Below are 24,508 nucleotides of genomic sequence, written 5' to 3'. Positions count from 1 at the left end.
TGTACTGGCAGTCGCGGGCCCTCATTGTGGTGGGATGACGATCGGAATCTGGATATCATCGCTTGCCACGCTTCCGGGAAAGCACGGTGAGATTCCGCTGATCGTCGGTGGATAACCGGGCGGGTCAGAAGATTCGATCTGCAGCCGGTACCCATCGGGGCCGTAGCCGAACTGGTTCGGGCGGGGAAAACCATCGCGTTCGAATACGTGCCAGCCCCAGCTTCGCCAGATAGAGCCGACTTCGCTGATGACGCCCACGGTGTCCGTGCCGCTGGGCAACAGCACTTGTCGCACGTCGGTGAACATCATCTCGGGTTTGTCCGGGCCGGTCGGCAGATCGTCGCATGAGCGGTTGCCGTTGCCGACCCGGTAACGCGTCGCATCGAGCGTGGTGCCGGGGGGCAATGCCTCGACCGTCCTGGCCAGGTAGCCGAGCACCGTGTCTTGTGCCTGTTGTTGGCTGGTCGGGATCACCGGTTCCAGTTTCCAGCCTGGGGGCGGCGGAACGGATGTCATAGCGGGTTCTCCAAAGTCGGTTGCGCCAGTAGGCGTCGACGGTCCTAGTGAGCCTTCGTTGCTGTTGCATGCACTGACGGCGGTCGCAAGCACGACGACCGCGAAGAGGGAGCGCGTCCGGGCGGATCGATGTCGCGTGGTTCGCATCTGTCCGATCATCCTCTGGGCGGCGCGAGGTGTGGCGGGGGCATTCCGGCGATGATGGCACCCATGTTGAGCAGGGCAGGGTTGCCCTGATCCCAATAGCTGCTGTGGGCGCCGATGGAAGGCAGATCAAGGATTGGTGGGCCGGTAGTCGGGCCTGCTGCTGCCGCAAGCCGGATGGCGCCGAAGTCGTCGGCGGTGGGGCTCGGGCCAAGGGTGAAGCCGGTCGCCAGGTTGATGGGATCGAACCGGGCCCGCGTCGCGTATACGTCGGCGCCGGCGCCGAGGTCGAGGTCCCCGGCACGGTCCACCAGCATGCCCGGGCTGCCAACGGCGATGACGTTGTCGACGTCGAGGTGGTTTCCGTCGGACGCAGCGGCCCCGACCAACGTCGACCCATAGCTGTGGCCGACGACGGTGTTGACCGACTGTCCGCCCTCGTGAGTGACACGCATGCCTTCGTGGAATGCCGCCAGATCGGTGCCCCCGCGGTGCGCAAGATCCGGTGAGGCCGCTTCGAACAGGTTCATCGGCCGGTCGTAACCCATCCAGGTCGTGACCGAGAGATCCTCAGGTGTCAGCTCTTGATTTGCGCGCAGTGCTGCCTGGAACATCGCCTCGGCGTCCTCGGTGCTGTATGGCATCCGCGGCAGGTCCTGCCCGGTCCCAGGAACGAAAGTGGCGTTGTGGGAAGCAGTATCGGGATTCCCGATCGACACTGCGGCACGGCCCTGATCGTCGATGAGGCCGAGGAAACGTGGTGTCCCGTCGTTCGATTGGAGCTCGGTCTGCACGGTTCTCAACCCGTCGAGGTGATGGTTGACCGCATCCAATCGCTGCTTCCATTCCCGGTAAGCGGTAGGCGGATTGGGGTTGGCTGTGACCGGGGGTCCCGACGCCCAGTTCGGGTGCTCTGCTGCTGTCCGGTCGATCTCGGCCTGTGCGGACTGTGTCAGTTCGTCGAGGTGCATCCGGTTGTAGTGGTCCTTGTCCTCGAAGGGCATGCCTGGATGGTTTCCGATGAAGGGCTCTCGCTCGTAAATCCAATCCTTCTGCTCGTCAGTCAGCTTCTCCCATGCGTCGTGAAACTGCCGCGGATCGTCGGGCGGGTCGGTCAACATCGCCTGCACCGCTGCATCATTGGAATGCGGACCGTCAGGGATTGGCTCGGCACCTGTAGCCATCGCGATCGCCCGCGCCAATTCCTGATCGACACCTGCGGCCTCTGCCAGGATGCCGACCAATCGGGCCTGCAACTCCTGACGGGTGGCCTCGGCGGCGATCAACTCGACCATGTTGGCTTGCAGGGCAGGGCCAGGGAGCACCTGGCTGCCGATGGGATCGACTTCGAAGCCGGCGCCGACGGCGTCATTTCTGAGCTGCGCCAGGCTGGACTTGACCGCATCGATACCGTCGGCAGCCTTGCTGGCTGCCTGCGCGACCGCCAACGCCTCATGGCCATGCGCATCCAGATCCTTGCGCGTCTGGCCGATGGCCTCTTCGGCTGCCTCGGACGCGTCGCCACCCCAGGTGCCGAAGGACGGAAGTTCCGCGATGCCGTCCGCCGCCTCGAACGCCGCCTCAGCGCGGCTACGGGTGGCATTGAACACCTCACGAACGTCGCCGGCGTCCCATCGGTCGATATCGGCGACGCTGACCGTCACGAACCGACACCTCCGCTAGAGATTCATATCTTCGGGACGGATGGAGGCCGCCGCAACCTCGATATCGGCACCGCTGTCCTGATCGGTCCTGACGTAGGCCGCAGCACCGGTGCGCAGGGCGGTGCTGTGATCCACCAGTCGACCGAACAATCGCGCCGAGTCAGCCTGCCACTTGGCCATCGCCGCACCCAGTGCGACGGCCGAACTCGTCGGCATACCACGCTGCGAGATCTCCACCAGGCCGTCCGCGGCAGCGTGCCGGGCTTTCATCACATCCGCATGGGCATCGACCGTGCCAGCCGAGACCTGCAGGTCTAGCGGAACGACACGAACCTGGGTAGGCAAGCCCCCTCCTTCTGCGCAGCAATCGGTCCTGATGATACCGCCCGGCTTCAAGGGCTCAGCACGAGAATTACCGGTGCTTCCGGCGGTGCCCACCGGGCGTGCGAATGGAGTCAGTCGGAATGCGGCGACGCTGTGTCCGGCGCGAGGGGGATCGGCCAGTCAGCAGGCGAATCACGCAGTGCAGAGATGTCGGGAAGCGGTTTGCGACACACGCTTCTGGCTTGCTGCGGGGGCATGCCCAGTGTGCGCAGCAACCGCTCGGTCACCTCATCGACGGTGGCGTCCGTGTCACGCTCGGGGCGTTCGCGCAGCAGTGTGGCGAGGCCGACGAACATGCCTCCGGCGATGGCCAGGGCTAGCTCGGGATCGGTGATGGAAAAGCGTCCCCGTTCGATCGCTGCGGTGATGTCGCGCAAGGCCCTCGGCGACAACCCGCGGTCGGACAGGATCAGGGATCCGCCGTGGGCGAGTAGAAGCGCTGCTTCCTGCGGGCGATACCGGAAGAGTCGACCACTGAGGCGGAAGTTGACGGCGAAGGCCTCGGCGGGATCCTTGGTGGAAGCGGTGACACCGTCGAGTAGGGCGCCGAGGTTGTCCAGTGCGTCGGCGACAGCCGCCTCGAACAACTCCTCCTTACTGGAGAAGTGGTTGTAGAAGGACCCCATACCGACGTCCGCCGCTTGGGTGATGTCCAGAATCGGGACGCTCAGCTTTCCCTCGGCGATGAAACGCTGAGCCGCGCGGATCAATGCACTGCGAGTGCGCATCTTGCGCCTCTGCAGTCGATTGACCGGGGCGTCGGCCGGTTGGGGGTCGCGCTCGGGCACGTCCATGATCGGGATGGTACCAGCCCTAGTCAGAGGTGAGGAATTCGTCAGAACTGCTTGACTGATGATCGCTACGTATGTGACGATTTCCTCAACTCAGCGGAGAGGAGGCTGTCTCATGGCGCAGGTCGTGACGAACAGATCCGACGGGCACAAGAATCTGCACAGCGAACGCGGTGCTGTGCGTGGCGAACATTCCGGGAGATCGCGGGACCCGATCATTCGGGTGGCCGACATCGCATGGTTGGAATTCGACAAGCCCGATCTGGTTCGCGCGGAGGCGTTCGCCCGGGCCTTCGGGTTCGGCATCGCCCTGCGTGACCCCGAGCAGCTGCACTTGCGCGGCACCAAGCCCGGTTCTCCGTGCGTGATCCTGCGTCGTGGGCAGCGCACCCGGTTCGCCGGGTTGGCATTGCGCGCGGCCGACGAGGTCGACGTGCTGCGCCTGGCAGACAAGACAGGTGCTCGGCTGCAACCACTTCCCGAATCGATCGGCGGGGTGGCGGTGCAACTGACCGATCCCAGCGGCATGCCGGTCAAGGTCGTCGCCGGCCAGCATGCCCTACCCGCCCAACCCGCCCAGGCGCCGCAGACGATCAACGCCGGTGTCGGAGAACAGCGGATCAATGCCACCGTGCGTCCACCCCGCGTGCCCGCCCGGATCCAGCGCCTGGGGCACGTGGTGCTGCAGTCCACCACCTATCTGCGGACGTTGAACTGGTACTTGGACACCTTCGGGATGATCGTCAGCGACTTCCTGTTCTTCCCCGGCCAGCGCGCCCGAGGACCCGCGATGAGCTTCGTCCGCTGCGACCGCGGCGCCACCCCAGCCGACCACCACACCCTCGCCCTGGCGCTGGGACCGGCCAACCGCTACGTCCACTCCGCCTATGAGGTCAGCGATCTCGATGCACTGGCCGCCGGGGGCGAATACCTGAGCGAGCGCGGCTACTTCCGGTCCTGGGGCATCGGCCGCCACATCCAGGGCAGCCAGCTGTTCGACTATTGGCGCGACCCCGACGGGTTCCTCGTCGAGCATTTCACGGACGGCGACATGTTCGACAACACGCTCGAACCCGGTTGGGCCCCGTTCACCGCGTCGGGCCTGGCGCAGTGGGGTCCCCCGGCGACAAAGGATTTCCTCGACGCCAGCCCTCGCGCGGCACGGCACCAAGCGGCTTCGATGCTCAGTGCCCTGCGCGGCGACAACGAGTTCGACCTCAACCGACTCATCGGCCTACTGAAAGTTGCTGCCTCATGACCACTTCCGTTCTACGAACCAAAGACGCCTGGTGGGTGCAGACCGGCACCGGGGCTGCCAAGATCGCTACGTCCGCCGCCAGCACCGGTGAACTTCTCGCCGACCGGGCGGCCATCGACGCCGCCGCGGCCTCGGAGGGTACCGTCGAAGTAGCCGATCTGGAGCTGCTGTCCCCGGTCACCGCCCCTTGCCGGGTCATCGCCCAGATGACCAACTTCGAATCTCACGTCCTGGATTCCGGGATGGACCCGAAGACGGTGCCGCTGACGTTCTTTCGGAAGTCCTCGGCCTCCATCTCCGGTCCTTTCGACGAGATCGTGCGGCCGTCACACGTGGGCCTGTTGGACTACGAGGTCGAGATCGGCCTCGTCATCGGACGAGACGTTCCGGTCGGCTCCAGCATCACCGATGCCAACCTTGCCGATTACGTCGCCGGCCTCACCATCACCAACGACGTCTCGGCCCGCGACATCCAATTGCCCCAGACCCAGTTCTACGAGGCCAAGTCGTATCCGACATTCACCCCCGTCGGACCGGCGCTGCTGCTTGTCGATGCCGCCGAACTTGCCCGCTTCGGCGATCTGCGGCTGCGGCTGAGCGTCAGCGGCGACGAGCGTCAGAACGCCCTCGTCGAGGGGGACATGCTGTATCGCCCGCTGCAGGCCCTGCAGTCGCTGACGCGGTTCCAAGACCTCGCCGCCGGCGACCTGATCCTGACGGGAACCCCTGCAGGAACCGCATTGACCGCCCCGCCCAAGCCGATCGAGATGATCGGCAACCTGCTACCGCCGGCCGTCAAGTGGAAGGCGTTCTTCTCCCGGCAGGCCAAGAACCCGAAATACCTGCAGCACGGCGATGTCGTCGAGGCCTCGGTCAGCACCGACGACGGCGCGCTCGATCTCGGCGCGCAGCGGTTGGCGGTGCGGCACGCATGAGTGCGAACGTGCTGTGGCCGGCCGCTCAGTCGCCGCAGGACCTCGCCGCCATCGAGGAGATCCCGCTGCAATGACGAACGCCGGGAATCTCGATCCCGCCGAGCACGTTTCCGTGGCGGTTGTCGGCGGCGGACCCACCGGAGTCACGGTCGCGACCCTGCTCGCCCAATACGGTGTCGACACCCTGGTGCTGGACCGGTGGCCTCAGGTGTATCCGCAGCCGCGCGCGGTGCACCTCGACGACGAGGTGTACCGGATCCTGGCGAGGCTCGGCGTGGCCGCGGATTTCGCACCGATCTCGCACCCCGCCCGCGGTCTACGTCTGGTCGACAGGGAGCTGTCGGTACTCGCCGAGTTCCAGCGCGATACCGCGCTGACGCGCAACGGCTTTCCGGCTGCGAGTATGTTCGATCAACCGGAACTCGAGGAACTGCTGCGACGCAACCTCCGCAGACACCCACATGCCAGGTTCCTGGGTGACGTCGAGGTCGTCGACGTCACCCCCGAGGTCTCCGGTCGGCCGCTACGCCTGCGGGTCCGGAACCGCTCGAGCGACCACGAGTCGCTGATAACCGCCGACTACGTGCTGGGATGCGACGGCGCGAACAGCATGGTGCGCGACGCGATCGGTGCGACGATGCGCAATCTGAAGTTCGACCAGCGCTGGCTGGTGGTGGACATCGTCACCGACGCAGACCTGCAGCAGTGGGAAGGCGTACATCAAGTCTGCGATGCACAGCGCGCGGGCACCTACATGCGGATCGGACCCACCCGGTACCGGTGGGAATTTGCGCTGATGGACCACGAGTGTGCCGGTGACTACGCCACCCTGGCCGCTCTGCAGCCGCTGATCGCCCCGTGGATACGACACGTCGACGATACTGATCTGCGCGTCATGCGGGTCGCCGAATACACCTTTCGCGCTCAGCTCGCCGATCGCTGGCGGCGCGGAAACGTCTTCCTGCTCGGCGATGCCGCCCATCTGACCCCGCCGTTCATCGGGCAGGGCATGGGTGCGGGCCTGCGCGACGCGATGAACCTGGCGTGGAAGATCGCCGGCGTTCACCACCGCGACCTGCCGCCTACCGTGCTCGACAGCTACGAAGCCGAGCGCCGCCCACATGCGCGCCACATGATCGCACTGGCGCTCAACATCGGCCACGCCATGACCTCTGGTGGCCGGATCGGCACGGCAGTGCGGTCGCTCGTGGTGCCCCGGCTGCAGCTGGTGCCGGGGTTTCGGCGGAAGATCACGGATTCCCAAACCCCATCGCTTCGGTCTTCGACGCTGGTCCAGCGGACACTGCTGACGCGTGGTATCGCCGGACAGCTGTGTCCGAACACGTTGCTGTCCAACGGCTGCCGCCTTGACGAGGAGCTGGGCACCGGGTTCGGGGTGATCACCAGAATCGCCCCAACCGAGGCGCAGCGGGAGGTCGTGACAGCCCGCGGCGCCCGAATGATGCATGTCCCGGAAGGCTCCGAGCTGGCGGCCTGGCTGAAGCGGTCACACGTCAACGCGGCAGTGGTGCGACCCGACCGTGCCGTCATGGTTGCGGGTCGAGACCTGGATGATCTCTGCCGTGCTCTGCCGGTGTACCTGCTGGAGGAGAAACGCCGCACGCCCCGTCGTCGCCACCTTCTGACCGCACCGACCCCCAACGATGAGGAATGACAGCGTGTTCCGTCCACCTACGGATGTTCCGGTGTATCGGCCCGACATCTACGCCCGCTCAGCTCTCCTCAACCCGTATCCGCACTACCGCGCACTACGCGAACTGGGTTCCGTCGTGTGGCTGCGCCGCCAGCGCCTCTACGCCCTGCCGCGTTACGCCGAATGCAAGGCCACCCTGCGCGACGACGGTCTCTTCCTGTCCGGACACGGTGTCGCGGCGAACGCCCTGACGAACCGACTGTCACGCGGCACCACCCTCAACAGCGACGGTGCCGACCATGACCGGCGCCGCAAGCTTGTTGCCCATCGGCTGATGCCACGGGCGCTGCGTGCTCTCGGCGATGATGTCGACGCCCGGGCCGGCTCGATCGTCGACAGTGCCGTCGAGCGAGGCAGCGTCGATGCGGTTGCTGACCTCGCCACCGCTCTGCCCCTGGCCGTCGTCCCCGATCTGGTGGGGTGGCCACCCGACCAACGATCACATCTCCTCGCCTGGGCTGCAGCAACATTCGACATCCTGGGGCCGCTCAATACCCAGGCCCTCAGGGCTTTACCGCGCAGTCTGCAGATGCTGCGCTTCGCCCGCCGCGTCGTGCATGAGCGCAACGTGCTTCCCGGCAGCATGGCCCACGAGCTACTGGCAACGGTCGACGAGGGCAATCTCGGCGCCGAGGAAGTGCCGCCGCTGCTCATCGACTACATCGCACCGTCGATCGACACCACGATCAGTGCCATCTCCAGCGCCATCTACCTGTTTGCCAAACACCCAGAGCAGTGGGCGCTGCTCAAGAGCGACCCGTCGCTCATCCCCAACGCCATCAACGAAGTGGTCCGGTACGAATCGCCGCTGCGCGCATTTGCGCGAAAAGCTCTGCGGGAGAACGCCATCTCCGGGGTGACGATTCCGGCCGGTGCCCGGGTGCTGGTGCTCTACGCCTCGGCCAACCGTGACGAACGCGAATGGGACAGCCCCGACATCTTCGATATCCGCAACGACGCCGGACGTCACGTCGGGTTCGGCAACGGCGCACACGCATGTGCCGGGCAAGGTCTCGCACGGCTGGAGACCACCGCGATGCTCAAGGCGTTGATCGATCGCGTCGACCGCATCGAGATCGTCGCCGAGCCGACCTGGGCGATCAACAACATCATCCACCGCCACGACCACCTACCGATACGGCTTGTTCCCGCCGCGTGAGGCCCGCACCGAGGCGAAGCGGATCAGCCGATGAGCGGAGCGGCGCGCGGTCAACACGTCGAGCCGAGCCTGCATGGCTGCCCGAACACGCTCCGCAAAGTCCTCAGCCGATTCTCCGGTGTCTGACATCATCGCGGGCATCACCGCCGTGTCCAGCTTCGTGGGTAGTGGAAGGTAAGGCAGCAGGCCGACCACGCCCATGTTCAGGCCCCAGGGAATCGAGACGCTGAGCGGAAGAGACTTGACGCGCAACAGCTTCGGCAACCGAAGCGCCCGGGCGGCCGACTGACCGTCGCTCAGCACGACGAGCGGCTGCCCGGCGTCCCGCCCAATCTCTCGACCAGCGGACCAGCGCCAAGCGTCCACGCGATCTGATGAACCATCGCGGTGGTGGGCCGGGTGACACCCGCGGCCTGCCGTGCCGCGACGAAGGCCCCGACATTGAGGTCGATGACCCCGCCGAAGCCGTGGTTGCAGACGAACATAACGGGCCTGTCGGGCACCGCAGCGTCGATACGAACCTCGTGCCGGTGATACACCCGCAGGTAGGTCTGGATTGTCGACGCCAGCCAGCCGGGAGGGGCGGTCTCCGGCCAATGGTTTGCGAACGCTACCAAAACCGATGAGGGCGCTGACGCGACCACTCTCCCAGAACGGACGCGCGATCGTTGACCCAGATCCCCGACACATGCTAAGCAGGTGCTCAGCAATAACCAACGCCCCTGCCGGGCGGGAGGTACCCGCCGACACCGCGCAGATAGGCGTCGAACTTTGGAGGACCCACGTCCATGTCCACGGATTTCGATTCGGTCGACTACTTCACCGATCCCTCGCTGATTCCCGACCCACACCCGTACTACGACCACATCCGAGCGAAGGATCCGGTGTGCTGTCCGATCAACAACGGGGTACTCGCGGTCACCGGATGGCAGGCGGCCAACGCCGTTTACAAGGACAGTGAGAATTACTCGTCCTGCGTCGCGGTCATGGGTCCGTTCACGCCGATGCCGTTTGTCCCCGAGGGGGACGACATCTGCGAGCAGCTCGAGCAGCACCGCACCGAGATCCCCATGTTCGAGCACATGGTCACCATGGACCCGCCGCATCACACTGACGCTCGCTCGGTGCTGTCGCGGCTCCTCACGCCCAAACGGCTCAAGGAGAACGAGGACTTCATGTGGCGGCTGGCCGACCGCCACATCGACGAGTTCATCGCCGATGGCAGCTGTGAGTTCCTCGCTGCCTACGCCAAGCCGTTCTCCCTGCTGGCCGTCGCCGACCTGCTCGGCGTCCCCGAGGACGACCACGAGGAGTTCCGCGAGGCTTTCGGGGCGGAGCGTCCCGGTAGCAACATCGGCGGCCTCGACCACGAGGTGGTCGCTACCAACCCGCTGGCCTGGGCCGACGAGAAGTTCGCCCGCTACATCGTCGACCGCCGGGAGTCGCCCCGCAATGACGTGCTGACCTCGATCGCCACCGCCAAGTACCCGGACGGCTCCACACCGGAGGTCGACGACGTCGTCCGCACAGCGACGTTCCTGTTCGCCGCGGGCCAGGAGACCACCGCCAAGCTGCTCGGTGCGGCGATGCGGGTGCTCAGTGACCGACCCGACATCCAGCAGCAGCTGCGCGACGACCGCAGCCTGATCCCGGTCTTCATCGAGGAATGCCTGCGGATGGACAGCCCGGTCAAGAGCGTGTTCCGGATGGCGCGCAAGTCCACGACGCTCGGTGAGACGCCGGTGCCCGCGGGCACGACCGTGATGGTCAGTCCGGGTGCGGCCAATCGTGACCCCGAGCGTTTCGACAACCCCCATGAGTTCTCCCTCGAGCGCAAGAACGTACGGGAGCACATCGCGTTCAGCCGCGGCATCCACTCATGTCCCGGCGCCCCGCTGGCGCGAGTGGAGGGCCGCGTCTCCATCGAGCGGATCCTCGACCGGATGGCCGACATCACGGTCAGCGAAGAGAAACATGGACCGCGCGAGGCCCGCAATTACGTCTACGAGCCGACGTTCATCCTGCGGGGACTCACCGAGATCAACATCGAGTTCACACCACTCGACTGACCGCGGCTCGCCCAGCGGGAACGCTGCTGAGATCAGAAGTGGCCGCAATTGGGTGTGGTCGGCAATCCGTTGAACCGGTCGGCGATCCACTGCATGGCGGGCTCACCGTCGACGACCATCGGTAGTGCGTGGTTGATGACCAACTTGTTGAAAATCGGCGGACCCTCGTTGGTGCGGAACTCGATGTCGCTGCCTTTGGCGCACCAGTCCCGGCCGAGCTGAGCGGCGGGTTCGTAGGGCACCAGCGGGTCGTAGCGGTTGCTGTTGATCAGCACGGGCGCGTTGGGTTTCAGCGTGCCGAGCTTCTGCAGGTCGAGTAGTCCGCGGAATTGAGGGTCGGCCAACATTTCCGGTATCGGGTGGTTGAAGTAGGGCTGCAGGTGTCTGAACATGAATTTGATGACTGACTCCCCGACGCACTGGTTCTTGGTCTTGTCGACGAAGTCCTGACCGCGCGGCGTCAGCAGGGCCCGGATCTTGGGGGCAGCCTCGGGGTAGGACTGAAAGACGCTGTTGAGTGCATAGCCGATCACCCCGACCAGGGCACTGCCGTCGGCGTAGGGCAGCAGTGCGGCGAGGTCTGCTGGCGGCGCGCCGGCATAGGTGCCCACGATGTCGAGTTCAGGGGCGTAGGACGGTGCCAGTTCTGCTGCCGACGCCGCGGCGCCGCCACCTTGCGAGTAGCCCCAGAAAGCCACGGGGCCACCGGGTGTGAGCGACGTGTCGGGCAGTTTGCGGGCGGCGCGAGCCGCGTCGAGCATGGCATGACCCTGGGATAGCCGGTTGACGTAGGTGTGGGTCACGCCGAGGGTGCCCAGACCTTCGTAGTCGGTCATCACGATGGCGAACCCGCGCCTGACGAGGGTCTCGACGAAGCCCATTTCGTAGTTGAGCATGACGTCCAGGTAGGGGGACCAGTGGATGCCCTGATTGAACTGCCGCGACGGCGCGCATTGGTCACCTTGGCCTTGGGTGCCTGGGCCGTAAACGATCAGCGGCCGAGGCCCCTGTCCGGGCCAGGGGGCGAAGGGTTCGAAGTAGGTGCCGGTCACCACATTGGGTTTGCCGTGGGCGTCGGCGCTGCGGTACATGATGCGCGTCCCGGCGGCCTGGATGGCCCCGAGTTGGCCTGATGGCTCAAGCACGAGCCGGGAGGGCTCGGTGCGAATCAGCTCGCCGGGTTCGACATCTGGCAACGGATTCGGTGGCGTGTAGAACTCGGTGTATTCGTCCTCGTTGTAGTACGGATACCAGTCATCCGCACGGGCCAAACCCGTTGGCAAGCAGCCGATCACAAGACTGACAGAAATGATGACAACCAGCACCCCGAACCGATTCACCACCGGACAGTAACAAAGCGATAGCGGAATGACCACGGATCCGTTACGTTACACTCAAAAGCGACAGTGTAACGGCGGTCACGTGCACCCACGTCGTCAGCTGAACGCCCCCGCGCCGCGCTTACACGCGCCTTGAAGCCGGCGCGATGCTGTCGATCATGGAGTTGGCGATGCGATTCCTCGTCTCCGCGTCGACGCCCGCCTTGGCGAGCGCCTCGAGTCCGCGCTGCGTCGTCAGGATCTGCCCGCCGAGCACCGCGGCGTCGGCTTCCGGATCGAGGTGCCCAGCGCGCTGTGCCTGCTCGACGAGTCGGCGGCAGCTGTCCAGTAGCGTCTCGTACGCCGCGAGCGACCGGGCCGCGATAGCTTCGTTCTCCCACGCCAGTTCGGCTGTGGCCTTGGCCAACAGGCAGCCACGCCGGTCGGTGCAGTCCTCCGGCACCGTCAGCCAGTTGCGAATGCGGTCCAGCGCCTGGTCCTCCGGACCGTCGAGCAGCGCAGCGGCAGCCTCCTCGGAGTTTGCGCAGTACTCTTCGAACACTCGCTGGAACAGTGCGTCTTTGTCGCCGAACGCGCCGTAGAGGCTGCCCTTGCTGAGCCCTGTGACGCGGGAGAGATCTTCCACCGAGGTGCCGTGGTAGCCGGTTTCGTTGAACAGCAGACGTGCAGCGGCTAGCACCTCACGCTCGTCGAATTTCCGTGGTCGGCCCATTCCCCCAGGTTACGTCGTTTTCGACGACCGATCTGACAGTTCTGGACGTTCGGTCCAAAATCCGTATAGTGGGCGGCATGTTCAAAACCCCAGCTTTCGACCCTTCTGAGTTCGCCGGTAAGCGCGCGATCGTGACGGGAGGTTCGCGTGGTATCGGCGCAGCCATCGTGCAGCGGCTCCTCGACGGCGGGGCGAGCGTAGTCACCACGGCGCGCAATGCCACCGACGAGACGCCGAAGGCCGCCACCTTCATCCAAGGCGACATCAGCACCCTCGACGGGGCGCAGGCGTTCGCCGCGGCCGCGCTCGACGAACTGGGCGGCGCCGACATCGTGGTCAACAACGCGGCGGCGGCACGCGCCCACCCCAATGGCATCTCTTCCATCCCCGACGAGGAATGGCTCGACGCATTGGACCTCAACTATCTGTCCGCTGTCAGGGTCAACAACGCGGTGCTGCCGGCGCTTCGCGAGGCAGGCGCGGGCAGCGTGATCGTCAACATCTCATCGGCAGCGGCGCTTACGCCCGCGCCGCCGTTGGCCCACTACAGTGCCGCCAAGGCCGCACTGAACGCATACGGCAAAGCGCTCGCCGCCGAACTCGCGCCGGCCGGGATCCGCGTGACCACGATTGTGCCCGGAAACGTGCTGACCCCGGGCGCTGACGCGATCCGCCAGAACCTGGCCGATGCGATGGGCGTCTCGCTCGCCGATACCACGGCGGGCATCCCACTGGGTCGCCCCGGAGACCCGCGAGACATCGCCGAGGCTGTCGCCTACCTCGCGTCGGACCGGGCGCAGTGGGTTACTGGAACCAGCCTGACCGTCGACGGCGGCGAGCTTCCCGGCATCTGACGGGTCGCAGATCGAATCTTCACGTGCGGCGCTACAACAGCCATTCAGCCAGCGGATGCACGAAGTAGCGCAGCGAGAACGCTTCGTAGACCGCGCCGACGACGAACAGGGCCAGGGCCGGCAGCGCCAGCCAACCGAGGTCCCGCAGCCCCTGAAGGTAAGCCTGCCGGCGGTTTTCGGCTCCGACGGTCTGGGGACGAACCCAGTACTTGCCGAGCAGATAGACCCCCAGAAGTAGCAGCAGGTAAGCCTGGAACTCGACGATCAGCGTGAGCGAGTGAGGGATCAGCGCCACCCAACCGATGTCGCTGGAAGGCACGAGCGTCATCCCCGTCGTCAACGCCCAGTAGGCGAACAGCGCGATGCCGGCAAACGGCACGATCATCGACGGCGCAACGATGGTCAGCACGCCCATCTTGAGTGTGTTGACCGCGAGAATCGTCAGGGCGAACAGCCAGGGATGGGCGAACAGCGACTGGACGAGATCTGCTGTGCCGTCGTCCTGTAAGCGCGTCTCCTGCGCCTCGCTGAGCTGCGGAAAAATCAAGCCGAGGACGAAGCCGAACAGGAACACACCGTAGGCGGCTGCATTCGCCACCAGATACACCTTGGCGTTCTCGCCGATGATGCGGAAGGGACGCCACCCGCCGATGGTCATGCCGACACCAGCCGGGTTTCGGAGGATCGTGCGCCGAGGTGCTTGGCGAGGAACCGCTCCAAGGTGCGGTACAACTCGATGTTGCTGTCCGGGTTGATGAACCAATGGCCCTCCGCCTGGTTGAGCAGGTACTCGACCTCTGCGCCGCGCGCGCGGAGTGCGTCGACGATGCGGTCGGAGTGGCGGCGGTCGACGCGAACATCGTTGGCGCCGTGGATCAGCAGCATCGGTGCGGTGATGTCCTGGACCCGGGTTATGGGGGAGCGTGCGAGCATGTCGGCGGCCTGGCGAGGGTCGTCCGGGTCCCCGATGTAGCGCAGGTAGCTGTTGACGACTGCGCGACGGGCGAACGGGACCACAGACTCGACCAGGTCGCCGAGGTCGGACATTCCGGTGTAGCTGGCCGCAGCGGCGAATCGGTCCGGGGCGTCCGCAGTGGTTCCGTCGTCGGGGGTGGCCCAGTCCGAATCCACCGCACGGACGAAGACGTTGAGCCGGTCGTGCCACGGCGCGAGATAGGCAACCCTCGTGCCGTCCGGGGACAGCACGGCCCGACTACGGGTGGGTAGCCCGAACAGAGCTTCGACGGGAACAACCTTCGACGGGGCAGACATGACGGGTCCTTCACTGTGGGGGTACGACCACTGCTAGTCCAATCCATGACGCCGCGTCCTACTCAAGGGCCACGGGCATGATCTGAGCCACAGACGGTCTTTCTCCGGAGCTGACCGCTGCTCAGGCAGGCACGGTGATGCCGGCAAGCACGCATCATGATGCATTTCCGATACTCTGGGGTACATGCGGACGACGGTGGTGATCGACAGCGACGTCGCCAGCGAGATCGCGCGTCTCCGTCGCACCGGGATGGGCCTCAGCGAGGCACTGAATCTCCTGGCACGGAGAGGGATGACAGGAGAGCCGTCATCCAAGACGGTCATGTACAAGCATCGGACCGCGCGCATCGGTCTGAAGGTAGACGTCACGAACATCGCCGAAGTCCTCGATCTACTCGACGAATGATCGTCGACGCAAACCTGCTGCTGTATGCAGTGGACGAGACCAGCGCCCACAACGCAACCGCCGCATCCTGGCTGGAAGGAGTGCTCAACGGCGACAGCCGAATCGGCTTGCCCTGGCAGACGATCGGTGCGTTCCTCCGAATTGCCACCCATCCAAGAGTCGCCGAGAATCCGTTGTCCGGCACCGACGCCTGGAGATACGTAGCGGAGTGGCTCGCAGTCCCGGTGGTGTGGATTCCGCCCGCGACCGAGACCACAGCGCGGGTCTACGAGAGGCTGTGCGGACAAGTGGAGACTACGGGCAATCTCGTGCCCGATGCGCAACTGGCGGCCCTCGCGGTCGAATACGGAGTCGAACTGGCCTCTGCTGATACAGATTTCGTGCGGTTCCCCGGGCTCCGTTGGATCAACCCGCTGAGCGCGTAGCCTCCACGAGACTCAGCAGTGTCGGCCTGCTGCCGTTATTCACGTAACGCAAGGCCAGCGTTGTCAGATCTTCTCGGCTTCGATGAGGTCGTGCGGCACGACGGAGAACCTGCGGCCTGTGGGTCTCAGGCCGGCATCGGTGAGCAGTGCCGACAGTTCGGCCAACGAGCGCAGACGTCCGCCGTCGCGTTGGGTCAACGTATGGAGGTCGAGAAGTGGTGAAAACTGATCTCGGTGGCCTGGCGCATCGTCGACGCAAAGACCCGCTACTCGTCCGGGTGCGCGGTGTGCCACTCCCAGACCGACGTCCCGTGCACGGCCTCGAACGCGCTTCGGCCGCTGCGCACACTCTCAGCGAGGCCAACCCAGGCGTCGACGGTCGACCGCATCCCCTTGTAGCGCATCCAGGCCCGCAGCGAAGCGGGATGATCGCTGCGCAACACTGCTCCGGTGCGCGTCAGCTTCACCGCCCCCGTTCGGCGGTCCATCGCGCAGAGACCGCAACCGACGGCGCCGCGTAGCAGGCGATGAGTGGCGTCTTCGTCGCAGTCGATCCGAGCGGCGATCTGCGGCGCGGTCATCGGCCCGTCGGCGAGCACATCGGCAATTCCGAGTTCGGCGATGGTCGCGGCGATCTGGACGCCGCCGACGCCCTCGCCGACATCGAGCATCGCGATCTGGGGCGGCACCATCATGTCTGCGAGCTTCATGAGTTTGCGTCGCAGGGCGAGCGTGGCCAGCACGACTGGCAGAGGCGTCGATGGCATCCGTGCAGGCTAGCCGCCCTAGCGGGGTCGTGGCCACGTGTTCTGGGTCAGTACACGAACGTGTCAGACGAGCGTGAATCTGGTTGGCTGCCGCGGGGCGTCACATGGAACGAGTCTTGTGCGTCCAGCGGTTGGGGTCGGCCTCGAGATCGCGCCGGTCCCATCCCAGCAAATCGGCGGCTGCGCCGTAGGTGAACTCCAGGAAGTCCATCACCGCCCCATCCGGGTCGTTCGCTTGGCGGGCAACCTCATAGGGCAACAGATACTGCCGCAAGTTGGGGTCGTAGAAGGCGCCGGCGGGCGGGTCTGCGGCGTCGGCGAAACCGGCCGGCTCCGGATAGGCGTAGGAGTAGAACGCCCCTTCGGCCCCACCGCCGGGCCAGAATCCGCAACTGCTCAGCTCATGGGAGTACCCCTCCTCCATCACCCAGTCGCCACAGTTCGGTGCACCACCGGGGTGCGTGGGTGCGAGGCCACCGGAGAATCTGGTGCACGCCAAGTCGAAAGAACCCCAAAAGAAATGCACAGGGCTGACCTTGCCGATGAACCCGGCACGGAACCGGCCGATCACCCGGTCGGCTTGCACCAGCTGGCGCCAGAATGCGTTGGCTGCCGCGGGGTCGTAGCCGGTGTGCGTGTCTTCAGCGAACGGGATAGCAGGGTCTACTTCATTGGGTCCGTCGGAGATGTTCGCCTCGATGCCCAGACTGCCGAGCGTGTCCAGAACTGCTTGGTAAAACCCGGCCACGGAGATGTCCCGCAGATCAATGGTGGCGGCGCCGCCGTCACTCACCCGCACTGCCAGTGCGTGGTCCACGAAGTCGAACTCCATGTCGAACGAGTCGGTGCCGAAGGGGATGGCCGACGTCGTCAACCCTCGCGGTGACACGTAGAGCGGAACCTGCCACCAGTGGTTGATAAGCGGCGCGTGGGCCAGCCGCACCTTGCCCACGATCTGGCTCCACATGTGCAACGATCTGCGCGCTGGCTCCCATTCGTCGACGCGCAGAGCCGGCCAGCCCTCACCGGATCGGATATCGGTCATTCGAACCTCCTCCAGGTTTGATGTTGTGAAATCGGACCGGCGCCTGGTGTTCTCAGGATATGGCGTCGATCGCGCTGACAGTGATTTCGAACGGGCCCTGCTGTTCGTCGAGAATGTAGACCGAAAGCTGGTTGATGCCTGAAGGGTCCAGAGTCTGCGGGGCGTCGGGTGCGGGATCCAGACGCATGCCAACCGGTTGGAAGCCCCCAACGGGCAGTTCGTAGATCCGCTGGACGGCGGCTTGGGTGGGGAAACGCTGGATGTAGGACCATGGCTGCCCTTCGATGCCCACCTTCAACACGTAGGTATTACCGTCTCCGGTCGCGTGGACGCGCAGCGATCTCGCGCCTGTTGCTCTGCGCCCGATATCGGAGTTCTGCGGACTGCGGGCCGAGGCGAACCCGCCGTTGTTCTCCAGCGAGATGTTGCCCGAGAACAGGAGGCCACCATTGTCGAACGTGATCCGCGAGGTGGACAGACCGCCCATGACGGGGTCGTTGACCGTCGTCCATACGGCCACCTGGCCGGCATCGTCGAGGTCGACGAGAGCGATCGTCTGCGGGGCGTTCGTCTCGTCTGCGTTGGCTGGTTGCCCGGTAGCTCCGCACGACGCTGTCAGAAGCGCCAAGCAGGCGAGCATGATGCTGATCTGCCCACGCCGCAAGCCGCGGCCTTTGTCCGACATCAACACCCGCTTGGGTCGGCACGCATCTCGCGGCTTCGCATCGGCATACCGTCGACGACGGCATAAACTGCTTGAAGATCCGGTACGTCGTCCACGCGCAGCTTCTGGCCACCGTCTTTTCCGATCAACAGTGCGCTGAAGGTGTTTTCAGCAACCGCGTACTGGTCGAACAAGCGTTGTGACGCATCGGTGCTGATCGCTTGGCCATCGAGCGTGCTACTGCCCTCTGAAGTGAGGATGCCGACCACCATCTCGCGGTCGAGAAAAGCACATCGACTGGCGTCGATGCGGCTCAGCGTCTCAACAAGCCGCGGATCGCTGTCCGTCGGCGCGAACAGAAGCAGGGGACGCTGTTTCCAGAGGTAGTCGCTCAGTTCGGCGGCCGCGGCACTGGCGGACCCGAGCGCGGCACCCGTCAGCAGAACAATGAACGCGAGCGCACACAAATGGAATCGCCGGAAGATGCGATTCTTCACCATGGTGTTTTCGACTCTACCGACTCATTTTCGGTTGTCGAGATGAGATCCGGTTGGGCCCTCCGTCACGGGTGCAAGTTCCATTGGCCACAGTCCTGGGCCAGCACGTCGTTCACGTCGACGCGGACACCTCCGACGATCGGTCCCGGATTCGAGGCAGTGTCGATGATGCGCTGGTAGAGAACTGCACCGGGGTAGATCAGGCCCTTGGACCACGACCGGGTCTGCCATGCCCATACCTTGCCGGGAGATCCCGACCTGCCGATGACACCGTCGGCGGTAGCCCACTGGCACGGGTTGATGCCGGCGTAGATCCCGGTGCGCTGCACGCCGAGCACCGAGTTGATCCCGCGAAACCATTGCAGTGCAACGCTGTTCCAGGTGGCGCGGTCGATGTCGTCGTCGACGCTGAAGTAGATCGGTGCGCTTCGTCCGCCTCCGGCCGCGGTGTGCAGGCGCCAGGCGGTCCTGGCGTCGGCGACTCCTCCGGCGAACCCGCGGGTGAAATCCGACGGTGCTGTACCGCCGGGTTTTCCGTACTGGTAGTTGCTGACGATCACCAAACCGGCGGCGGTCAGCGACTGGGCGTAGGGCAGCGTGATCGGCTTCGCACCGAACGACGATCCGGGCCGCGAGGTCGACACGTAGTTGATCACCCCGGCGTGCCCGGCAGCCCGGATGTCCTGGGCCGGGATCTGGCGCATCGCGAAGTCGATCAGCGTGGGAGCGGCGGCTGCGGCTGTCGGCGTGGTGGCACCGGCCGCGGCGCCGCCGAACCCGGCCAACGCCGACACTGCGGCGGCGTAGCGCAGGGCGTCACGCCGGGAAACGGGGTGTGATCGCAGCCGACTGATCGTCCACGGCGGATCCGGCATTGCGCGATGTTAACAAAGTGACGGCTGGGAACACTGTGGCCACGCCGAGTGCGCCGATACACTCGGCGACGCCGACGGCTCACCCCGAAGCCGGGGCTCACCGGCGGGACAATGCAGTCCCCGACTTCTCCCGGTCTGCAAGCGCCGGCGCGTGGGTGGGCACTGGTTCTGCACCGTTCCGTCTCGCTGTGCAGGATGCGGTGACGCTAGACATCACATATCCGCGTATCGGCGATGGTCTCGGCGAATCCAGCACCGAAGAGGTCTGCGGGAGAGTGAAACCCTGGGCGGTACTCACCGCCGAGTACCCGCCGCGCCGCCTCGACCGCCGCCATCGGGGTGAAGGTGTAGCCGTTCACGGTGTCGAGCACCGACCGCACGGTGGATCCATCAACTCCGGTTACCTCAGCGCAGGCTTGGTACCTGTGGGCCTCGCGTTGCTCGCGAGTCGGTCCCTCGGGCAGATCCGACAGATCGCCGGTGGGGAAGGCGTCTCCCGACACGTAAACGAAGGTCTCGATGTTGGGGATGGCCGTGGCCCGCCAGATGGTGACGAGGTCGGGGAGCGTGGTCGGCGTGCAGGTCACTGAGCCCGAGCCGAAGTCGAAACCCCGTGACTCATCCGGGTTTCGGCGTACCAGCACGCCGTCGACGCGTTCCAGGCATTCGGCGCTCAGGTTCTCGGTGGCGCTGACCGCCGATCCCCGTGACATGGATCCGGCCACATGCAGCGCGACCCGCACCCGCTGGGGGTCGGTGACTCGTCCGGCCGCGTGGGCGGTGAGGCAGCCGAGCATGGCGACGCTCCCGCCGCTTCCCGGGAGCAGCATCACGCCGGCGACCCGAGCGTCCGCATCGAGCGTCTCGGCCAGAAGGTAGCTGTCCAATTCGGCTGCGGTATCGAGATAGTGGACGCCGGAGCGGATAGCGGCGGCCATCAGCGGCTGGGCGGTCCGCATGAACGGCCCGGCGCAGTTCAGCACGACGGAGATCCCGCGCAGCGCCGCACCCACTGCTGCAGGGTCGTCGAGGGCGAACGTGCGATGCTCGACGCCGAGTTCGCCGGCCAACGCTGCCAGCCGGGGCCCGTCGCGTCCGGCGAGCACGGGGTTCAATCCGGCTGCGGTGGCGTGCTGGGCGGCCATCCGGCCGGTGTAGCCGGTGGCGCCATAGATCATCAGTGTGCTCATGAGTCAGTGCTGCCAGCTCTTGTAGGTGAATTCAAGGCTGTAGCCGTCGGGATCGAAGACGTTGGCGGCGTAGTAGCGGGGATCGTAGTAGGCGCGCGGCGCGGGTGCCCCGTTGTCGGTGGCGCCCACGGCCATCGCAGCAGCATATGCGGCGTCGACCTCGGCGGTACTGTCGGCGACGAACCCGATGTGAGCGGCGCGGCTGTCGACGTTTCCGTGTCTGAGCCAGAAGAAGATACGGCCGTCGGCCCCGAATCCCTTCAGGTCCGGATGCCCTGCCGGGCCCTCGTTTCCGTCGTAGTCGACGCGGGCGGTGATACCGAGCGGGGTGAGTGCCGCGGTGTAGAAATCGATGGACCGGTCGAGGTCGCTGACCGAGATGAATACGTGGTCGAGCATGGGTGTCTCGCTTCCTGCAGTTAGGAACCGGGGTGGCTGGTAGGAGGGTGGGTTCTGGCGACGGGATCCCGAAGGATTGTGCGCAAGGTGTCTTGTGGTGTGTCGAGGGTGAAGGGGTCGAGGTGGATCTCCTGGTGCGGACCGCTGCGTGTGACGCCGAAGTCGTCGGCGGCCGCGCCGAGGCGCTCCAGTGTGGCCAGTTCGTTGGCGAAGGGGCCCCGGTGCATCACTTGGATGACGAGTTGCTCGGGGATGAGGTGGATTTCGATCTCGTCGTCGTCATCGAAGTAGCTGGAAGCGGAGCGTCGCGCCTGAGCGATGTCTTCCGGTGTCACCTTGTCGGCGACCCTGGCCAACACCCGATAGTGCAGCTCGGTGAGCGGATTGACACTGTAGAAGTCGGCGATGTTCGTCGGCGGCATGCTCGGCAGATAGTGGTACTGCAGATGTTCGGCCGGCTGTCCATCGGGTGCCAGGCCGACGGTCGCGAGCTGACGCGCGATGTCGGTGACGAGTCGCTTCTTGCGGTGCCATGCCGGCGCGGCCGGCGCCCCGGCTCCCGACACCGACACGAATGTGGTGCGCGGTGCGCGCACGAGTTGCGGCTCGCCTGAGGCCTGGTCGTAACCGGTGATCATTGCGTCTGTCTCCCTGAGTGTTTCGAAGTGGCTCATCAGATGACGAAGCCGCCGGCGACTTCGACCGACTGGGCGTTGATCCACCGGTTGTCCTCGGAGAGCAGGCTCACGATCGCGTCGGCCACGTCCTCGGGTTCACCGACGCGACCCAACGCTGTCTGTGCGGACAGCAGCGCCTCGAATTCGCCGTTGAGCCCGCCGCCGAGCTCGGTGCGGATCGGCCCAGGAGAGACGGCGTTCACCCTGATCTGCCGGTCGCCGAACTCCTTGGCCATGTAACGGGTCAGCACCTCGAGTCCGCCCTTGAAGCTGGCGTACGGCGCGACACCGGGGGTGGTCACCCGGGTGGTCGCGCTGGTCAGGTTTACGATCTGACCGCCGTCGGCGATCAGCGGCAGCAGCGCCTGGGTGAGGAAGAACGGCCCCTTCAGGTGCACGTTGAACAGTCCCTCGAATTCTGCCTCGGTGACCGCGGTGATGGGGGTGAACAGGCCGTAGCCGGCATTGTTGACGAGGTAGTCGAAGTGGTTGCTGTTCCAGGTGCCCCGCAGCGCCTCGTGGGCGGCCGCACTGAACGCCGGGAACGACGAGCTGTCGGCCACGTCGAGCCTGAGGGCCACGGCCCGACCTCCGCCCGCAACGATGGTGTCGACGACGTCGTTCGCCAGTTCCGGGTTGCTGTTGTAGGTGAGGATGACGCCCATGCCGCGTTGGGCGGATGCCAGGGCTGTGGCGGCGCCGATACCTCGGCTGCCTCCGGTGATGATGAGGATGCTCATGTGTGTCTGCCTTTCACGTGTTGGTGAAGGCAAGTCAACCCCCGCCCACGGTGACGTGGAATGGCGAGACTTCCTAGGTGCGCAGCACCCTGGCAGCGACTACTGGACCCGCTCCTGGCGCCGGGTCGCGTCGAGGGAGCCGAGCAGCGCCAGGGCATCGGCGCTGGCGGACCCCGGCGCTGCGGTGGCCACGGTCAACTGCTGGCCGGGGGCACTGCGCACGTCGAAGGTCTGGTAGCTCAACTGCAGCAGCCCGACGTCGGGGTGACGGATCGTTTTCTGCGAGACGGTGAGACCCTCGACGTTTCGGTCGTCCCACAGGGTGCGGAAGACCGCGCTCTCGCGGTGCAGTCGGGCGATCAGCTCCGCGACCTCCTGGTGGGGCGGGGAGAACCCCTCGGACAGCCGCAGCGCACTGACCGAGGCTTTGGCCACCTCGTCCCAGTTCACGTAGAACTCCCGGGTCGCCGGGTCCAGGAACAGCGCGGCCAGGACGTTCACCTCGCGGTGCTGCAACGGTGTGATGAGGGCCGAGGCCGCGGGATTGGCGATCAGTACCCGGAACGCCGGGTTGGTCACATAGGCAGCCGCCTGCGGGAAGGCGGCCATCGTCTGCAGCAGCTCCGGGCTGACACCTTCGGCTGCGGCGGCGCAACTGGGCGACAGCTTCGCGAGGCGGAAGGCGTGCACCCGGGCGTCCGGATTGAGCCGTAACGCTCGACAGATGGCGTCCACGACCGGAGCGGACGGGGTGCGCTCCCGGCCCTGCTCCAGGCGTGCGTAGTAATCCGAGCTCACCCCCGACAGGACGGCGACCTCTTCGCGCCGCAACCCGGCCACGCGCCGACTCGAGGCCACCGGCAGCCCGACCTCTTGCGGGGTGATACGTGCGCGCTGAGCGCGCAGGAACTCGCCCAGACTGTTGTTCGGCGGCAACGCATCAACTGGCACGATGAACCTCTCGGTGTGGGTCGCCTCTGACTGTAACCGAATTGCCACAGGCCCATCGCGTCCGCAAGTCCGGCGGTCACCCGCCCGGAACAGGGTGTGGCACTCCTAGGCTGTTGCGTCCTTCTGCCGGCGGCGCTGTCGGCGTTGACTCGTCGTGACCGACACACGAGACGGCACGAGCCGCCGACGGGGGCCCAGCGATGGGACAACTCGAAGGCAGGGAGACACAATGAAATTCGGTGTTACCACCTTCCTCACCGACCAGGGAATCGGACCCGCTGCGCTTGCTCGCGCACTCGAAGACCGCGGGTTCGACTCCTTGTTCGTCACCGAGCACACCCACGTCCCGGCCTCGCGGCGCAGCCCGTATCCCGGCGGCGGCGAGTTGCCGGAGAAGTACTACCGGCTACTGGATCCGTTCCTGGCGCTCACGGCTGCCGCAACGGTGACCAGTACGTTGGCGCTGGGCACGGGTGTCGCCTTGGTCGTCCAACGCGATCCGATCATCACCGCAAAGGAGGCCGCAACCCTCGATCTGCTGTCGGGCGGACGCTTCCTGTTCGGTATGGGCATCGGATGGAACCGCGAGGAGATGGAGAGCCATGGCATCGATCCGCGCAGCCGCGGCAAGCGGATCGATGAGGTCGTCGAGACGATGCAGGCGCTCTGGACGCGCGAGATTGCGGAGTACCGGGGTGATTTCGTCACGCTGGAACCGTCCATGGCCTGGCCCAAGCCCGTGCAGCGTCCGCACATGCCGCTCTACTTCGGTGGTGGCCCCGCGTCATTTGCGCGCATCGCGCGGTTCGGGGCCGGCTGGTACGCCATCAGTGCGAGTGGCGCCGACGCGACGGCGGCGATAGCGGAATTGCGGGAAGCGACCGGCACCGACACCCGCGTCACCGTCGCCCATGTCGGACCGATCACCGAGGACGCACTGCAGAGTTACCCGAGCAGTGGCGCCGAGCGCGTGGTGTTCGACCTGGAGACGCTCAGCCCAGATGACACCTTCAGCCAACTCGACTCCTATTTGTCCGTAACCGAATCCTTGGGATGGTGA

The 24,508-nt window shown here is 65.7% G+C and carries 30 protein-coding genes; 9 read left to right on the top strand and 21 right to left on the bottom strand.

The features are described from left to right. Window positions 1–21: 21 nt before the first annotated feature. The 4 genes from G6N53_RS04430 to G6N53_RS04415 all read right to left on the bottom strand — a co-directional run bounded on the left by G6N53_RS04430 (window position 22) and on the right by G6N53_RS04415 (window position 3,502). Window positions 22–474 (bottom strand): hypothetical protein, encoded by a 453-nt coding sequence (locus G6N53_RS04430; protein WP_237166402.1) that lies wholly within the window; start codon window positions 472–474, stop codon window positions 22–24. A gap of 197 nt (window positions 475–671) precedes the next feature. Beyond that, window positions 672–2,324 (bottom strand): alpha/beta hydrolase, encoded by a 1,653-nt coding sequence (locus G6N53_RS04425; RefSeq protein ID WP_163887409.1) that lies wholly within the window; start codon window positions 2,322–2,324, stop codon window positions 672–674. A gap of 15 nt (window positions 2,325–2,339) precedes the next feature. Next, window positions 2,340–2,669, bottom strand: a complete 330-nt coding sequence (locus tag G6N53_RS04420) for a hypothetical protein (RefSeq protein ID WP_163887408.1) — start codon at window positions 2,667–2,669, stop codon at window positions 2,340–2,342. A 110-nt stretch (window positions 2,670–2,779) separates the two neighbouring features. Then, entirely contained in the window at window positions 2,780–3,502 is a 723-nt protein-coding gene (locus tag G6N53_RS04415; protein WP_163887407.1) for a TetR/AcrR family transcriptional regulator, read from the bottom strand. A gap of 124 nt (window positions 3,503–3,626) precedes the next feature. Between G6N53_RS04415 and G6N53_RS04410 the strand changes: the two genes are divergently transcribed. The 4 genes from G6N53_RS04410 (at window position 3,627) to G6N53_RS04395 (ending at window position 8,565) form a co-directional block, all read left to right on the top strand. After that, window positions 3,627–4,757, top strand: coding sequence for a VOC family protein (locus G6N53_RS04410; RefSeq protein ID WP_371870877.1), 1,131 nt, complete (start codon window positions 3,627–3,629; stop codon window positions 4,755–4,757). Further along, window positions 4,754–5,692, top strand: a complete 939-nt coding sequence (locus G6N53_RS04405; protein ID WP_163887405.1) for a fumarylacetoacetate hydrolase family protein — start codon at window positions 4,754–4,756, stop codon at window positions 5,690–5,692. The genes G6N53_RS04410 and G6N53_RS04405 overlap by 4 nt, the downstream gene beginning before the upstream one ends. Window positions 5,693–5,762: 70 nt before the next feature. Further along, window positions 5,763–7,367 carry a bifunctional 3-(3-hydroxy-phenyl)propionate/3-hydroxycinnamic acid hydroxylase MhpA gene (gene mhpA, locus G6N53_RS04400; RefSeq protein WP_163887404.1) on the top strand — a complete coding sequence of 535 codons (1,605 nt, stop codon included), beginning with the start codon at window positions 5,763–5,765 and terminating at the stop codon, window positions 7,365–7,367. A gap of 4 nt (window positions 7,368–7,371) precedes the next feature. Further along, window positions 7,372–8,565: a cytochrome P450 gene (locus G6N53_RS04395; RefSeq protein ID WP_237166400.1), complete on the top strand. Its 1,194-nt coding sequence runs from the start codon at window positions 7,372–7,374 to the stop codon at window positions 8,563–8,565. Here the strand turns inward: G6N53_RS04395 and G6N53_RS29800 are convergent. Together G6N53_RS29800 and G6N53_RS29795 are read right to left on the bottom strand one after the other, a co-directional pair. After that, window positions 8,536–8,868, bottom strand: a complete 333-nt coding sequence (locus G6N53_RS29800) for a hypothetical protein (protein ID WP_205390284.1) — start codon at window positions 8,866–8,868, stop codon at window positions 8,536–8,538. The two genes, G6N53_RS04395 and G6N53_RS29800, sit on opposite strands and share 30 nt — an antisense overlap. Beyond that, window positions 8,862–9,068 carry a lysophospholipid acyltransferase family protein gene (locus G6N53_RS29795; RefSeq protein ID WP_205390283.1) on the bottom strand — a complete coding sequence of 69 codons (207 nt, stop codon included), beginning with the start codon at window positions 9,066–9,068 and terminating at the stop codon, window positions 8,862–8,864. The genes G6N53_RS29800 and G6N53_RS29795 overlap by 7 nt, the downstream gene beginning before the upstream one ends. Before the next feature lie 285 nt (window positions 9,069–9,353). On the opposite strand from G6N53_RS29795, the gene G6N53_RS04385 reads away from it, so the two are divergent. Continuing rightward, complete coding sequence (locus G6N53_RS04385) at window positions 9,354–10,634, top strand: cytochrome P450 (protein ID WP_163887402.1); 1,281 nt, start codon at window positions 9,354–9,356, stop codon at window positions 10,632–10,634. A 32-nt stretch (window positions 10,635–10,666) separates the two neighbouring features. Here the strand turns inward: G6N53_RS04385 and G6N53_RS04380 are convergent, their stop codons facing one another. After that, window positions 10,667–11,974, bottom strand: coding sequence for a lipase family protein (locus G6N53_RS04380; RefSeq protein ID WP_435405307.1), 1,308 nt, complete (start codon window positions 11,972–11,974; stop codon window positions 10,667–10,669). A gap of 121 nt (window positions 11,975–12,095) precedes the next feature. Continuing rightward, a complete protein-coding gene (locus G6N53_RS04375) occupies window positions 12,096–12,686 on the bottom strand; it encodes a TetR/AcrR family transcriptional regulator (protein WP_163887400.1) in 591 nt (196 codons plus the stop codon). Window positions 12,687–12,763: 77 nt separating this feature from the next. Between G6N53_RS04375 and G6N53_RS04370 the strand changes: the two genes are divergently transcribed. Beyond that, window positions 12,764–13,540: an SDR family oxidoreductase gene (locus G6N53_RS04370; protein ID WP_163887399.1), complete on the top strand. Its 777-nt coding sequence runs from the start codon at window positions 12,764–12,766 to the stop codon at window positions 13,538–13,540. A 31-nt stretch (window positions 13,541–13,571) separates the two neighbouring features. On the opposite strand, the gene G6N53_RS04365 is transcribed toward G6N53_RS04370, so the two are convergent. Beyond that, a complete protein-coding gene (locus G6N53_RS04365) occupies window positions 13,572–14,198 on the bottom strand; it encodes a stage II sporulation protein M (RefSeq protein ID WP_163887398.1) in 627 nt (208 codons plus the stop codon). Further along, window positions 14,195–14,812: an alpha/beta hydrolase family protein gene (locus G6N53_RS04360; RefSeq protein WP_205390282.1), complete on the bottom strand. Its 618-nt coding sequence runs from the start codon at window positions 14,810–14,812 to the stop codon at window positions 14,195–14,197. Before G6N53_RS04360 ends, G6N53_RS04365 begins: the two co-directional genes overlap by 4 nt. A gap of 184 nt (window positions 14,813–14,996) precedes the next feature. Between G6N53_RS04360 and G6N53_RS04355 the strand changes: the two genes are divergently transcribed. Next, a complete protein-coding gene (locus G6N53_RS04355) occupies window positions 14,997–15,218 on the top strand; it encodes a CopG family transcriptional regulator (protein WP_163887397.1) in 222 nt (73 codons plus the stop codon). Then, window positions 15,215–15,643 carry a TA system VapC family ribonuclease toxin gene (locus G6N53_RS04350; protein WP_163887396.1) on the top strand — a complete coding sequence of 143 codons (429 nt, stop codon included), beginning with the start codon at window positions 15,215–15,217 and terminating at the stop codon, window positions 15,641–15,643. The genes G6N53_RS04355 and G6N53_RS04350 overlap by 4 nt, the downstream gene beginning before the upstream one ends. A 63-nt stretch (window positions 15,644–15,706) precedes the next feature. On the opposite strand, the gene G6N53_RS30415 is transcribed toward G6N53_RS04350, so the two are convergent. From G6N53_RS30415 to G6N53_RS04300, 11 genes are all read right to left on the bottom strand, one after another. Further along, on the bottom strand, window positions 15,707–15,841 hold the full coding sequence (locus tag G6N53_RS30415; RefSeq protein WP_264065057.1) for a hypothetical protein: 135 nt from the start codon (window positions 15,839–15,841) through the stop codon (window positions 15,707–15,709). 68 nt (window positions 15,842–15,909) lie between these two features. Next, a complete protein-coding gene (locus G6N53_RS04345; RefSeq protein WP_163887395.1) occupies window positions 15,910–16,410 on the bottom strand; it encodes a methyltransferase family protein in 501 nt (166 codons plus the stop codon). A gap of 100 nt (window positions 16,411–16,510) precedes the next feature. After that, on the bottom strand, window positions 16,511–17,455 hold the full coding sequence (locus tag G6N53_RS04340) for a DUF5996 family protein (RefSeq protein WP_163887394.1): 945 nt from the start codon (window positions 17,453–17,455) through the stop codon (window positions 16,511–16,513). A 52-nt stretch (window positions 17,456–17,507) separates the two neighbouring features. Further along, window positions 17,508–18,140, bottom strand: coding sequence for a CIA30 family protein (locus G6N53_RS04335; protein ID WP_237166398.1), 633 nt, complete (start codon window positions 18,138–18,140; stop codon window positions 17,508–17,510). Next, complete coding sequence (locus G6N53_RS04330; RefSeq protein ID WP_163887393.1) at window positions 18,140–18,619, bottom strand: DUF4174 domain-containing protein; 480 nt, start codon at window positions 18,617–18,619, stop codon at window positions 18,140–18,142. Before G6N53_RS04330 ends, G6N53_RS04335 begins: the two co-directional genes overlap by 1 nt. 62 nt (window positions 18,620–18,681) lie before the next feature. Beyond that, a complete protein-coding gene (locus tag G6N53_RS04325; RefSeq protein WP_163887392.1) occupies window positions 18,682–19,491 on the bottom strand; it encodes a DUF1906 domain-containing protein in 810 nt (269 codons plus the stop codon). Window positions 19,492–19,697: 206 nt separating this feature from the next. Continuing rightward, entirely contained in the window at window positions 19,698–20,681 is a 984-nt protein-coding gene (locus G6N53_RS04320) for a saccharopine dehydrogenase family protein (protein WP_163887391.1), read from the bottom strand. Window positions 20,682–20,684: 3 nt separating this feature from the next. Continuing rightward, window positions 20,685–21,080 carry a VOC family protein gene (locus G6N53_RS04315; RefSeq protein ID WP_163887390.1) on the bottom strand — a complete coding sequence of 132 codons (396 nt, stop codon included), beginning with the start codon at window positions 21,078–21,080 and terminating at the stop codon, window positions 20,685–20,687. A 20-nt stretch (window positions 21,081–21,100) separates the two neighbouring features. After that, entirely contained in the window at window positions 21,101–21,718 is a 618-nt protein-coding gene (locus tag G6N53_RS04310) for a hypothetical protein (RefSeq protein ID WP_163887389.1), read from the bottom strand. 35 nt (window positions 21,719–21,753) lie between these two features. After that, entirely contained in the window at window positions 21,754–22,497 is a 744-nt protein-coding gene (locus G6N53_RS04305; protein ID WP_163887388.1) for an SDR family NAD(P)-dependent oxidoreductase, read from the bottom strand. A gap of 99 nt (window positions 22,498–22,596) precedes the next feature. After that, window positions 22,597–23,448, bottom strand: a complete 852-nt coding sequence (locus G6N53_RS04300) for a helix-turn-helix transcriptional regulator (protein ID WP_237166396.1) — start codon at window positions 23,446–23,448, stop codon at window positions 22,597–22,599. Between the two features lie 229 nt (window positions 23,449–23,677). On the opposite strand from G6N53_RS04300, the gene G6N53_RS04295 reads away from it, so the two are divergent. After that, window positions 23,678–24,508, top strand: coding sequence for an LLM class F420-dependent oxidoreductase (locus G6N53_RS04295; RefSeq protein ID WP_163887387.1), 831 nt, complete (start codon window positions 23,678–23,680; stop codon window positions 24,506–24,508).

It is taken from the genome of Mycolicibacterium hippocampi (genome assembly GCF_010723735.1).
In the GTDB taxonomy this organism is placed as follows: domain Bacteria; phylum Actinomycetota; class Actinomycetes; order Mycobacteriales; family Mycobacteriaceae; genus Mycobacterium; species Mycobacterium hippocampi.
This window is presented reverse-complemented; position numbering and strand designations above follow the sequence as displayed.